At 58.4% G+C, this 11,884-nt stretch carries 11 protein-coding genes; 2 read left to right on the forward strand and 9 right to left on the reverse strand.

Annotation, left to right across the window (positions count from 1 at the left end):
- Positions 1–393: 393 nt before the first annotated feature.
- From M7Q83_RS01615 to M7Q83_RS01640, 6 genes are all read right to left on the reverse strand, one after another.
- A complete protein-coding gene (locus tag M7Q83_RS01615; RefSeq protein WP_298334677.1) occupies positions 394–777 on the reverse strand; it encodes a DUF302 domain-containing protein in 384 nt (127 codons plus the stop codon).
- A 93-nt stretch (positions 778–870) separates the two neighbouring features.
- Positions 871–1,269 (reverse strand): DUF3054 domain-containing protein, encoded by a 399-nt coding sequence (locus M7Q83_RS01620; protein WP_298334679.1) that lies wholly within the window; start codon positions 1,267–1,269, stop codon positions 871–873.
- Positions 1,269–2,045, reverse strand: coding sequence for an acyl-ACP thioesterase domain-containing protein (locus tag M7Q83_RS01625; RefSeq protein ID WP_298334681.1), 777 nt, complete (start codon positions 2,043–2,045; stop codon positions 1,269–1,271). The genes M7Q83_RS01620 and M7Q83_RS01625 overlap by 1 nt, the downstream gene beginning before the upstream one ends.
- Positions 2,046–2,093: 48 nt before the next feature.
- Positions 2,094–3,692 (reverse strand): long-chain fatty acid--CoA ligase, encoded by a 1,599-nt coding sequence (locus tag M7Q83_RS01630; protein WP_298334683.1) that lies wholly within the window; start codon positions 3,690–3,692, stop codon positions 2,094–2,096.
- Between the two features lie 83 nt (positions 3,693–3,775).
- Positions 3,776–4,060, reverse strand: a complete 285-nt coding sequence (locus tag M7Q83_RS01635) for a Dabb family protein (protein ID WP_298334685.1) — start codon at positions 4,058–4,060, stop codon at positions 3,776–3,778.
- Between the two features lie 335 nt (positions 4,061–4,395).
- The gene (locus M7Q83_RS01640; RefSeq protein WP_298334687.1) at positions 4,396–5,856 is read right to left on the reverse strand and encodes an MFS transporter; all 1,461 of its coding nucleotides are present in this window, start codon (positions 5,854–5,856) and stop codon (positions 4,396–4,398) included.
- Positions 5,857–6,183: 327 nt separating this feature from the next.
- On the opposite strand from M7Q83_RS01640, the gene M7Q83_RS01645 reads away from it, so the two are divergent.
- Entirely contained in the window at positions 6,184–7,500 is a 1,317-nt protein-coding gene (locus M7Q83_RS01645; protein WP_366526346.1) for an arsenic transporter, read from the forward strand.
- A gap of 6 nt (positions 7,501–7,506) precedes the next feature.
- On the opposite strand, the gene M7Q83_RS01650 is transcribed toward M7Q83_RS01645, so the two are convergent.
- Both M7Q83_RS01650 and M7Q83_RS01655 read right to left on the reverse strand, forming a co-directional pair.
- On the reverse strand, positions 7,507–7,863 hold the full coding sequence (locus M7Q83_RS01650) for a metalloregulator ArsR/SmtB family transcription factor (RefSeq protein WP_298334691.1): 357 nt from the start codon (positions 7,861–7,863) through the stop codon (positions 7,507–7,509).
- Between the two features lie 40 nt (positions 7,864–7,903).
- The gene (locus tag M7Q83_RS01655) at positions 7,904–9,307 is read right to left on the reverse strand and encodes an FAD-dependent oxidoreductase (protein ID WP_298334693.1); all 1,404 of its coding nucleotides are present in this window, start codon (positions 9,305–9,307) and stop codon (positions 7,904–7,906) included.
- 190 nt (positions 9,308–9,497) lie between these two features.
- Here M7Q83_RS01655 and M7Q83_RS01660 point away from each other — a divergent pair, with 190 nt between their 5' ends.
- Positions 9,498–10,685 carry a M20 family metallopeptidase gene (locus M7Q83_RS01660; RefSeq protein WP_298334694.1) on the forward strand — a complete coding sequence of 396 codons (1,188 nt, stop codon included), beginning with the start codon at positions 9,498–9,500 and terminating at the stop codon, positions 10,683–10,685.
- A 258-nt stretch (positions 10,686–10,943) separates the two neighbouring features.
- On the opposite strand, the gene M7Q83_RS01665 is transcribed toward M7Q83_RS01660, so the two are convergent.
- Positions 10,944–11,780 (reverse strand): LLM class flavin-dependent oxidoreductase, encoded by an 837-nt coding sequence (locus tag M7Q83_RS01665; RefSeq protein ID WP_298334696.1) that lies wholly within the window; start codon positions 11,778–11,780, stop codon positions 10,944–10,946.
- Positions 11,781–11,884: the final 104 nt, after the last annotated feature.

Genomic DNA, 11,884 nt, shown 5'->3' on the forward strand with positions numbered 1-11,884 from the left:
GTCTTAGGCGCGGTCCCTCATCCCTCGCTCCTGTGGAGGCCGATACAACTGACGGTGTAGTCGATGAAGGTGCGGTGATCTACTGATGATGGGTGAGAATGTGCTGCGTCATCGAGACCGCCGAAACCCTCGGAGGCGCTAGGCAAACCGTGAGAAGGTAGGACCTAGAACGTTCTCTCGAGCCAACAGACGGCACACCCGGATGCAACCGCCGTTATGGCTTGACCACAACCATGCGGTGTGGGTCCGGTTGAACCGCAAACCTAGGTGAGTAGTCTCGTGTACGTTCCATGGAACGGTTGACGGATAGACGGCTCTTCCGGGTTCGTGGACTCCTCGGGAGTACGAAGGACTAGCTTGTGGCTAGGCAATCACAGGCGCACGTGGGCGTACTCATCCGAGGTGAACCTCGCCAATAGCTTCGAGTGCTGCATATAACAATTTGGTGACCGGCTCGGTGATCTCTGGGCGGTCAGGTAGAAGCTCCGCAGGGGCTGGGACACTGATGCGCGTGCCTGCGGGCGTGGCATCGAGGACGACATTACACGGGAGTAGGAGCGCGACGGACCGGTCGGCCGTCAAGGCATCGTAAGCGAACTGCGGATTACAGGCACCGAGGATTTTGAGGTTGCCGACTGAGCGACTCAGCTTCGACGCCAGAGTAGCGCCTAGGTCGATCTCGCTGAGAATGCCAAAGCCGACGGCACCGAGTTCGGTCCGGATCATCGCTTCGGCTTCTGGCAGGCTTCTGGTGGTCTCTACTGAGAGTGATTGCATCGCTTCCCTCCGTTGTCGATAGGTTTGCCTTCACCTTGCATGCTAGCCATGGAGATCGTTACGAGTTGTGGCAGCAACAGGAGGGATCCTCAGTCAGTGGGGCGCCCGATCTCGCCAGCCGAGGCCCACTCGTGCAATGATTCGCCAACCGAGTTCAGTAAGTGCAAAGAAACCCAGCGAGACAAAGATGAAGGGAACGGCGATCCCCTGGCCTGTGATGACCCGTAGAACCATGCCGACCGCAACCGTGGCTAGCCACACGAGTATCGCTGATCGGGTCAACGGGTTTTGCCACTGACGAGTTCCCAGCCAGCCGACCATGACACCAGTGGCGAATGGCCATGATGTTTTGATGAGACCGTGCAGGTTGTCGACGTGCCCGTGAACGTCTCGCCCGATTGCCACGAAGACCACGACCGCGATGAGGTCGAGCAGGATGTACAGTCCGCCGTGAAGAGAACGCGGTGGGGAAGATCGGCCGGTTTGCCCCATTACGATCCGATCCGTTGTTCCATGACCGAAGGCTCTTGCCGCTGTAACTCGACGACAGAGGCGACGCCTCCGCTCTGTGAAAGCCGAAGGGTCATGGATCCGCCACTGGTCCACAGGCTCCAATCTGCGGGATCTGGGAGTTCGAGACCATGATGGAACTCGATGACGAAGGATTCATACTGGATGAGTGGGGAGTCCGCCCCGCGTAGCGAGGGTGCGAGCAGCTCCTCTGCGAGCGCAAGATGGACGGCATTGTTCACGTGGCCGACGATATCGAGATCACTATAGCGCAGAGGGATACTGCCGGTGCTGGCAGGTTCGTCCTCGGGAAGGGAAAGCATAAAACGCGGTTTAACCGTCCTTCCCATTGCCGAGGGTCCGAAGACGGATAAAAAACCTTCGGGAAGTGATCGGGGAAAGCCGGTATCCGGGGCTACGTTGACCCAGAGCGCTTTGGCCTGTGCGACGAGCTGATCGTGGCGATAGAGGTCAGTGCGTCGCTCGGCCCACGCCCGCCCAATCCCTGAGCACCAGGTGCGCGAGACGATCGAGTCGAGATAACCGGGCCAGACGCGGAGTTCAACGGATTGGTTGCGCAGAATCCAGAGGCCCTTGTCTGGTGCCGGTGAAGCTTCATTGTCCAGCGTGGCGACGTTATGGAGAATTCGAGCGATGCCATCAAGGCGGAGACGACCCGTTGGGTCGCAGTCCGACAGCAGGTTGCAGTGCTCACTGACAAAGACGCGACCTTGCTGAGGTTCTGGAATGAAGTCCACTCCTTTAACCCTAATGTGAAGGCAACCGCCGGAAACCGCTGCGCACCATCAGGTTTCTCGGCTAAAGCGCGCCCGGAGCACTTTCTTGTCAAACTTGCCTACGGAGGTTCGAGGGACTTCGTCGATGATCTCAATGCGATCGGGCAGTTGCCACTTCGGGAATCCGAGGCCGAGTAAGTAGGCCTGGATCTCTTCGAGCGTGATCGTTTCGTGTGGTTTTGGCACCACCGTGGCAAGGGGGCGTTCTTGCCACTTTGCATCGGGGACGGCGATGACGGCTGCCTCGAGGATCTTGGGGTGTCCCATCAGCGCTCCCTCCAGCGCCACTGAGGATATCCACTCCCCACCGGATTTGATGAGATCCTTCGTGCGATCCACCAGTTCGATCACGCCAGACGGGTGGAGAACTCCTACATCGCCGGTGCGGAACCAACCCTCGACTTCGAACGATTCAGCACCGTGTCCACCCATGTAGGAGTCCAGCACCCATGGTCCTCGAACGTAGATGTCACCCATGCTCTTGCCATCGTGCGGCACCGATTGGTGGTCATCTCCGAGCAGCGTCGTCGCTATGCCTGTCACCGGTACACCTGCCTTCGAGACATAGTCAACCTGGGTTTCTATGGCTGCATTGAGCAAGGCGTGTGGTAACCGAGTCGTGGTTGCGATCGGGGAGGTCTCCGTCATACCCCATGCCTGGAGCAGGCGTACATCGTACTCCTCAAGATAGGACTTGATGATGGCGTACGGCGGCTGAGAGCCGCCACACAGCAGCTCCTTCAACCCGTCAAGCCTCTCGGAACTTCGATGTAACTCATCGAGTACAGCAATCCAGATGGTCGGCACGCCCGCGGCTTTGGTGACCTGCTCCTCGTTGATGAGCTTGATGACCATCTTTGGGTCAAATGAGGGGGTTGGGAAGACGATCTTTGAGCCGGCGGCGACTGCACCAAATGGGAGTCCCCAGGCATAGACGTGAAACATTGGCACAATCGGCATCACACATTCACCCGTAGAGAGGGCTGGTCCGTTGCCTGAGCAGACGGTAAGTGTGTGCAGGTAGGTGGAGCGGTGGGTGGCGAGTACTCCCTTGGGGCGACCGGTAGTACCCGAGGTATAGCAGATCCCAAACGGCGAAGTCTCTGGGATACTCCGTTCGCCTAGGAAGGGGGTTGCATCACTGAGCAGCGCTTCATAGGAGAGCATGGAGGAGGGGATGGCAGTGGTGTCGTCCCCGAAGACGATGATGTGGCGCAGCCCAGGGCAATGCACCCTAAGCCGCTCGGCGATCTCTACGAGGTCTGCTGGGATGATGAGGGCCTCATCATCGGCATCGTTGAGGATGAAGACGAGATCATCGAAACTCAGTCGCGCGTTCACGGTGTGAAGGACGCGACCTGAACAGGGAATAGCGAAGTAACATTCGAGATGTTCGAAGCTATTCCAGGCCATGGTTGCGACGCGTGCGTGCTCGGAGAGCGCAAGGCCATCGAGCGCTGTGATCAGCTGGCGTACTCGATGGGTGAAGTCTGCGTAAGTGTAGCGATGCTGGGATTGATGATCCCGTTGGGTGATGATCTGGACGTCTCGGTAGGACTGCTCAGCGTTACGGAACAGCATCCAACTGTTCAGATCCACATCCATCATGGCGGTTCCCCCTCGTGTGCTCGTGTTGTGACCACTCTAGCAAATTCTTGGTCGCAGAAAATGTCGGAGCGGGCAAATCCGAGTCACAGCACGAACTGCACGCGGGCAACCTCATCAATCATCGGTGCTAATTCCGCACGGATCTGATTGTGCTTGGGATCTTCGTCGTAGCCTCGATAGCTGTCGACATCGATAAAATCGGCCACGACCGCCAGCGTCCAGTTGCCGGGTCGGAGACCGGCATCGAGAGCGGCGGTGTAGGAGAGCGTGCCGGGGCAGTTCAACGTATACAGGCGCGCGACAAGAGTGTCGAGCAGAGAGGTGTCGTGGCCGGGTTTCATCTTCATCATGACGACATTGCGGATCATGCCATGACTGTAGCCGTCCCGACCGACTTCTCGGCTAGCACCAGGAGGTAGCCACGTTCATCGTCGGAGCTGCTCAATCAGTGAACGCGATTGTGGTAGATCTGTACAGCCACTCCTGGTGTTGCGGCATCAGAGTCAGACAAAGTTCGACAGGTGCGCGAAGATGGCGCATCCTCGTCCTCCTAGATACCCGCTTGGGGCTGTGCTCGCCGCATGGACTAGCACAGCCGCTGCTCACGGCATCGATGACGAGAGGACGGACGTATCTGACCGGTCCCCACCTGCGTAATGACGAAGCGAGCCAAGAGGTAACGTTGCCGGTTGCACTGATCGTCTTAGAGGATGAGCGCTTCGCCACCTGTCGTCTCATCAGCTGGATTCTTAAAACGGGTCACAACAGTCGTCGCGATCAAGAAGGCCACGAACCCAAAGACGGAGGCAAGGCGGAAACTCATTGCCCAGCCGTGGGTCTCGGAGATCAACCCCACCACTGCTGGGCTGATTTGATGGTGGATGATAGCGCTATGGAGCGAACTCGCGCGGCGTCGGGCAGCCGAGACGGCGATGGTGACGAGTACCGCGAGCCCGATGGTACCCCCCACCTGTTGACCAACGTTCACCAGTGCTGATGCCATGCCAGCCTCGTTTGGATTGACACCATGGGTCGCAGTGGGGAAGATGGAGACGAAGGAGAGGCCCGAGCCAGCGGACATAATCAAGAGGGGTATCAGGATCTGTAGGTAGCTACTGTGCGGTCCGATGAATGAGAGGAGAAACATCGCAATGGTGATGGCAAGACCACCAAGCATCATGAATATCTTGGGACCGACACGGTGGAGCGATCGAGCGGCTACTTGGGCAAAGAACACGATGCCAAGGGTCATCGGAAGAAAAGCAAAGCCGGTCTTCGTCGGTGAATATCCCATCACCTCTTGCATGTACTGGGTCAAGAAGAAGAAGATGCTGTACATGCCGGCCATCACAAACAGAATCATGCCAATGGCGCCGGCGCGGTCACGGCTCTTCAGGATGGCGAAGTTAATGATCGGCGCGGTGACATGGAGCTCGAAGAGGACAAAGATGATTAGCAGTGCAACACCAACGAGCGCAGGTACCAGTGTCGAGGCGGTTGTCCAGGTGTGCGAGGATGCGTTGATAATGCCATAGACCAGGCTGGCAAGCCCTGCGGTACCGATGATCGCGCCACCGACATCGATGCGCGTTCGAACCTTCGTGCTCTCTTGGAGCACACGGGGGGCGGCAAAGGCGAGGAGGATGGCGATTGGGGTGTTGACAAAGAAGACCCATCTCCATGAGACGTATTGGGTGAGCACGCCACCGAGCAGTAAACCAAGTGCGACACCCGCGACTGAGACGGCCGAGTAGATCGCGAAGGCACGTCCTCGCTCCTTGGGCTCGACAAAGTTGGTGGAGATCAGGGCTAAGGCGGTTGGTGATGCGATTGCGGCTCCGATTCCTTGGAGTGCACGGCCCGTCAGTAGCCAACTCGAGGTCGTGGCGAGCCCTCCAAAAAGGGACGCCCCAGCAAAGAGAAGCGTTCCAATCGTAAACATCTTGCGACGGCCAAAGATGTCACCGGAGCGACCTCCAAGGAGAAGGAGCCCACCAAAGACCAGGGTGTACGCGTTGACAACCCAGGCCAGTGATGATGGTGAAAAATGCAGAGCGGTATGGATTGAGGGAAGCGCGACGTTGACGATCGTGAGATCAAGTGTGATCATCAACTGAGCGCCTGCAACCACCGCGATGGCAAGGTTGGTGCTACGACGTGACATGGTACCCCTTTTCAGATGGTAGATGGAACTCCTTGAGATAACAGGGAGGAATGAGCTTTATTCCTCGAAATAGTTTACAATCATTAACAAATATTCCGGCTACACCCCTGTCGGGGAACGGTCGTCTCCGAAGCCATCGCCTGCGTTAGGGCAACTCCATCGCAACTAGTATCGTGTATCGTCGAAGAACGATTATAAGGCAAGGTTGGGATCGTTCAGTGCATCCGCGTGACCGTGGTCGTTGCAGGGTAGTGGAGTGTGCCTGGTTTGCCAGAGGTTGGGACCCGGGTAGGGTCGATGGGCGTTGGGTGGAGGTAAGGAGGTGTGTTGGTGACGTTGCACGGCGATATCTTGACGTTTTTGGCTGTCCTTCTCTTCCTCGTGACCCTGGTGCTGGTCATTTGGCAGCCGCGTGGACTGTCGATCGGGGTCTCAGCACTCGGCGGTGCCATTGTTGCGCTCGCCATCGGGGTTGATCAGCTCGCCAATGTGGTGACGGTCTGGGGGATCGTCTGGAACGCCACTATCACCTTTGTGGCAGTGATCATCATCTCGCTGATCCTTGACCGTATCGGGTTTTTTGAGTGGGCTGCGCTCCACGTGCTTGTTCTGGCCCGAGGCAGCGCCCTCCGCGCTTTTGTCTACTTGCTAATCCTTGGCGCTATTGTTGCCTCTGTCTTTGCCAACGATGGAGCGGCGCTCATCCTCACCCCGATCGTCTACCAGCAGACTCGTGTCCTTGGTTTCGATCGCCGCCGGGCGCTCCCCTTCGTGATGGCGGCGGGTTTTATCGCGGATACCACCAGTCTTCCTCTGGTGGTGTCGAACCTCGTCAACATCGTTACCGCGAATATTTTTCACATTGGCTTTCTTACCTACGCGTCGAGAATGGCACCGATTGATGTCGTCTCTTTTTTGGCGAGTCTGGGCGTTTTACTGGTGTATTATCGTCGGTCGCTTCCACGTAGCTACGATCCAGCGTCACTCGAGACTCCAAAATCAGCTCTTCGCGATATCCAGTTGTTTCGACTGGGTTGGGCCGTGCTCGGCGCGCTGTTGGCGGGCTATCTACTCTCCGAGCCGTTTCACTTTCCAGTGTCGGTGCCAGCCTCCGTTGCTGCGCTCATCTTCTTGTTGGCGGCAAGCCAATCAAGTGCACTGTCGAGCCGAATGATCCTTCGCGAGGCACCGTGGAGGATTGTCGTCTTTTCGGTGGGCATGTACCTGGTGGTCTATGGTCTGTTCAATGCTGGCCTCACCGTGTACTTGTCGCGTGGACTGGCCGACGCGAGTCATCATGGGGTACTGGCGACGGCGCTGGTTGGCGGGTTTGGCGCTGGCATCCTCTCGGCCATCATGAACAACATGCCGACGACGCTGATTGGGGCATTGAGTATCAAGGGCGCTCACTTGGCTGGCATCTCGCACAATATTGCCGTCTATGCGCTCGTCGTTGGGGCTGATATTGGACCAAAATTCACCCCCATCGGGTCGCTAGCGACACTGCTTTGGCTTCACGTGCTCGACACAAAAGGTATCAAGATCACGTGGGGACAGTATTTCCGTCAAGGAATCGTACTTGCTGCGCCAGTTCTCGCGATCACCTTGATCGCTCTGGCTGGCTGGGTGACACTGTTGCACTAAGGGCGGCTAGAGCGTCTCAATGGCGCGCTTATACGCTGCGAGGACTCGCTGATTAATACAGTACGAGGTCCTTGGCCCCTCAATCTCTCCTTGGATAAGGTTGGCCTCGCGCAGAATGCGCAGGTGCTCAGAGATGGTCGACTGCGCGAGGGGTAGCTCAGCGACGAGTTCTCCGGTCACACAGGTCTGGCGTTCCGTCAGGAGACGAAAGATTCTGATTCGGGTCGGATTCCCCAGGGCTTTGGTGATGTGGGCTAGTTCATCGTCATTGAGTGGGTCAACCTCATCCATCACTGGCTCGGGTATGGCGCACGCAACGCCATTGGTGGTGGGGGAGGTCTCGGTTGAGTTCGCTGGGTACATAGACGCTGATTCTAGTTCCGCCCTCCTCGCCATCGCTGTATTAGCTCCCTGTCACTGCCTGTTGGAGCCACTGAGCGGCGGTGACTTGGAGGGCATCCCATGGCGTGCCAAGCGGCGGCGTGTAGGCGAGATCGAGATGCAGGAGATCTTCAACGCGTGCAGGTTGGGCCAGCACGGCGGCTGCAGTGTCGATGCGTTTGTGGGCACCGGACGAGATTGGGCCGAGCATAGCGACTCCGAGGAGACGGTGGGTGGAGGCGTCGGCACTCAAACGGATGGTGAGTGTCTCAGCGCCGGGATAGTAGCGTTTATGGTCATCTGTTTGCGTGGTGATCGACAGCGGTGTGAAGCCAGCGCTCACCGCCTCGTCATCGGTCAGGCCTGTCCGAGCGATCACCTGGTCGAAGACCTTTACGACTTGGGTCCCGACTACCCCTTGAAACTCCTCTGCTTCGTGCCCCACTGCGGCTGCACCTGCGACCCTGCCTTGTTTGTGGGCGGTGGTTCCAAGCGGAAGGTAGGTTTCACCGAGCAGCTGATGGTGGGTGATCACGCAGTCGCCAGCTGCGTAGACGTCGGCGACTCCGGTCTCCATGCGTCGGTTGACCCAGACGGCACCACCAGGACCGATTTTGGCTCCAGCCGTGCGCGCGAGTGCAACGGCTGGTCGTACACCCGCTACGACGATCGCGATGTCGCCGCCCACCTGAGCGGCTCCTGATGATGGAGACGAGGTCGACAGTGCGACGCGATCCTCATCCGCAGCGATGGCGGTCACCACCGTGTTGGTCGCGAGTCGGACACCGTGGCTGGTCAGCACCATCTCAAGCTGACGAGCAAGGTCCGGGCTCACGGTGGGCAGTACATGATCTTTGGCCTCATATTGGTTGACCGTGATGCCACGAGTGGTGAGCGCCTCGGCCAACTCAAGGCCGATGTACCCGGCACCGATGACCAGCGCTTGCCGCACCTGACCTTTGTCGAGCGCCTTCATGATCGCTCGGGCATCGGTCATCGTATGAACGAGGAAGACACGATCTCCCTCAAGTGCTTCGACCAGCCCCTCGATCGGTGGTTTGATCGCCTGTGCGCCGGTGGCGATGATCAAACGATCCCAGTTGAGTGTTACCGAACGTCCATCCTGTTGCTGACAGTGCAGTTCGTGTTGCGCAGGATCAACCTCGAGGGCGTGGGTGTTGGTTCGTAAGTCGATCCCTTGATCCAGGAGTTCACGGTAGGAACGATGGGCGAGGTTTGACCAGTCCTGCACCTCGCCTGATAGATAATACGGGATGCCGCAGACGGAGAAGTTCGGGTACCCATCGTCGAGCACTACCGTCACCTCGCAGCTCGGCTCTAACTCACGAGCACGTAGCGCCGCAGCGATGCCGGCGTCACTACCTCCAACGATCACGAGTCGCAACACTTCCTCCTCCCAACTCACACAGAGACGTTCGTGACGCTACCTCGCAAGTCTGGTGAGGAGCAGAACGGTTATCGTCGATACACGATAGATAGTAGCACGTCGCGTGGGATGCCTCAGGCAGTTTTGCAGGCGAATTGTTCCGAGGGCTGATTCTTGCTTGATGGCGGTCGGTAGGCTGTTCGCAGGCGTGGCTGAAAGGGCAAAACAGATGGCGACAACAATTGATGTAAAGGGACTGTTGGCGGAGGCGAAGGCGATGGATCCCAAGGTCATCGAGGTGCGTCGCGCGATCCACGCCCATCCTGAGCTTGGACTAGATCTCCCGATCACGCAGTCGCTCATACTCGGCGAACTAGCGCGCATGGGGGTTTCGGCGACCCCAGGGAAAGCGATCTCTTCGGTGGTGGGGCGCATCGATGGCGCGCTAGAGGGTCCTACGACCCTCTTGAGAGCAGATATGGATGCACTGGCTCTCGTTGAGGAGACTGGCCTGCCCTTCGCCTCGACGATCCCAGGTTTGATGCATGCCTGCGGTCATGATGCGCATGTGGCGATGCTCCTCGGCGCAGCGCAACTGTTAATGGATCATCGTGATGCGTTACATGGTTCCGTCATCTTGGCCTTTCAGCCTGGAGAGGAAGGTGCAGGGGGTGCACGGCGGATGATCGAGGAGGGACTGGTTGATCCTGCTCCGGATCGAAGCTATGCCCAACACGTGATCACTAACCTCCCAAGTGGGCTCATCGCTACCCGAGGGGGGCCGATGATGGCCTCCGCTGATGAATTCCTCATCACGATCACTGGCCGAGGGGGACATGCCTCTGCTCCTCACGAGGCGCTTGACCCGATTCCGGTCGCTGCCGAGCTGGTCGTGGCACTCCAGGTCGCGCTCACAAGACGGGTCAACGTTTTTGATCCAGCGGTGTTGACGGTAGGGCAGATCGCTGCGGGGACCACCTTCAACATCATCCCAGAGCTGGCAACCATTCGTGGCACCTTTCGGACGCTCTCGGAAGAGACACGCCGTGTGGTTGAAGCTTTGGTGGCCCGAGTAGCCCACGGAATCGCAGATGCCCATGAGGTTGACGTCGCGGTCAGCTTCCCGATGGAGAGCTATCCAGTGACCATCAATGACGTTGCCGGAGCAGAGCGTGCCCTTGAACTCGCACGATTGCTGGTGGGAACTTCGGATGTCCTTGCGATGGAGACCCCGGTGATGGGGGCCGAGGACTTCTCTTACCTCTTGCAGGTCTCGCCAGGAGCGATGATCTTCCTTGGTGTTGCTCCCCCCGGAAGCGCACAGCCCGCCCCGAACCATTCGAACAGGATGCTCGTTGACGAAGCCGCTCTTCATCGAGGAGTGGCGCTGCACGCACTGCTGGCGCTCGCCGAGTGAGGTGAGCGCGCTGACAGCTGCTGAGAACAGGAGCTGCATGGATCGCGTCAAGGTCTCTGGTTCGCTTCGTTTGGTCATGGATCGCGCTTGCTGCAAGGATTCTCCAATGCGCTCGATCGGGGCCGGTTTGCTCATCGGAGGAGAACCGTGACGCCACTCCGACTGAGCGTTGCTACCGGGGTGATGGCGCCGGATGAGCCATCGGCAATCCGGAGCCGATGACGGCCGAAGGCTGATACGGACGTATCATTGTGGACTCTAGGCCTTCTTGCCAGCAGGGCCAGCGGCGACGATCTCTCGAATGATCTCGGGTTCAGGACCGAAGGCACCGAAGGCCTCGAGAATCCAGGTCACTCCGACCTGTGCGAGGAGTGTCGCGTCACGCACGGGATCAGCGGCGCGGGACATCGCATAGCGGATGACAAGATCATACCTTGAGTCCGTTTGAGAAAGGTGATCATTGATGGCGACGAGGTCGCTCTGGCCGGGGATGGGGGGAGGTTCTGGCCCAGCAAAGATCGGGAAGAAGCCTTGGTACCGTTTCGCTCTCTGTAGCGGGGGTTGATTCGGCCAGCGACCTGCAACCCATATGGGAACTGGGTGTTGGAGCGGGCGTGGCAAGAAGGGGGGTGAGTGTACCTGATACTCGTTACCAACAAAGTCCACCGGTTCTCCAGAGGCGAAGAGCCCGAGGAGTTCAAGGGCTTCATCGAGCTGGGTCGCACGCCCACGCGGATCGATGCGCTCCCCAAATGCGCTGAACTCGTGCCATCCATCATCGCCGAGCCCTACGCCGACAATGAGTCGACCTGATGAAAGGTGGTCGAGTGTTGCTATCTGACGAGCAAGCACCCATGGTCGTCGGCGTGCCAGTGGTGTGACCATGGCTCCGATGCGCAGCCGCTCCGTTGCGCTGGCGATCGCTGCCATCGTGATCCAGGCGTCCGCTACCCCAAAACCTGGTTCGCTGAGCATGTGATCCCAGAGGAAGATGCCATCCCAACCAGCTCGCTCTGCACTGGTAGCCAGTTCGACGACCACGCGAGGGTCGGCAAACTCGTGAAATGGCGGTAGAAAGATTCCGAATTGCACCATGTTCCTTTCTTGACAGGCAGTGACTTTTACGACGGGACGAGTGTCTCTCGTTGCATGCCGTCCTTATGGACTATCGTAGGGTGGCGAGGTGGCGCTTCCCGTTG

The organism is Ferrimicrobium sp. (genome assembly GCF_027364955.1).
Classification (GTDB): Bacteria; Actinomycetota; Acidimicrobiia; order Acidimicrobiales; family Acidimicrobiaceae; genus Ferrimicrobium.

Bases quoted from the DNA above. Each gene is read 5' to 3' on its own strand.
- M7Q83_RS01650 (WP_298334691.1), bottom strand. From the start codon at position 7,863: ATGTACCCAGCGAACTCAACCGAGACCTCCCCCACCACCAATGGCGTT.
- M7Q83_RS01630 (WP_298334683.1), bottom strand. From the start codon at position 3,692: ATGATGGATGTGGATCTGAACAGTTGGATGCTGTTCCGTAACGCTGAG.
- M7Q83_RS01635 (WP_298334685.1), bottom strand. From the start codon at position 4,060: ATGATCCGCAATGTCGTCATGATGAAGATGAAACCCGGCCACGACACC.
- M7Q83_RS01660 (WP_298334694.1), top strand. From the start codon at position 9,498: ATGGCGACAACAATTGATGTAAAGGGACTGTTGGCGGAGGCGAAGGCG.
- M7Q83_RS01620 (WP_298334679.1), bottom strand. From the start codon at position 1,269: ATGGGGCAAACCGGCCGATCTTCCCCACCGCGTTCTCTTCACGGCGGA.
- M7Q83_RS01665 (WP_298334696.1), bottom strand. From the start codon at position 11,780: ATGGTGCAATTCGGAATCTTTCTACCGCCATTTCACGAGTTTGCCGAC.
- M7Q83_RS01615 (WP_298334677.1), bottom strand. From the start codon at position 777: ATGCAATCACTCTCAGTAGAGACCACCAGAAGCCTGCCAGAAGCCGAA.
- M7Q83_RS01640 (WP_298334687.1), bottom strand. From the start codon at position 5,856: ATGTCACGTCGTAGCACCAACCTTGCCATCGCGGTGGTTGCAGGCGCT.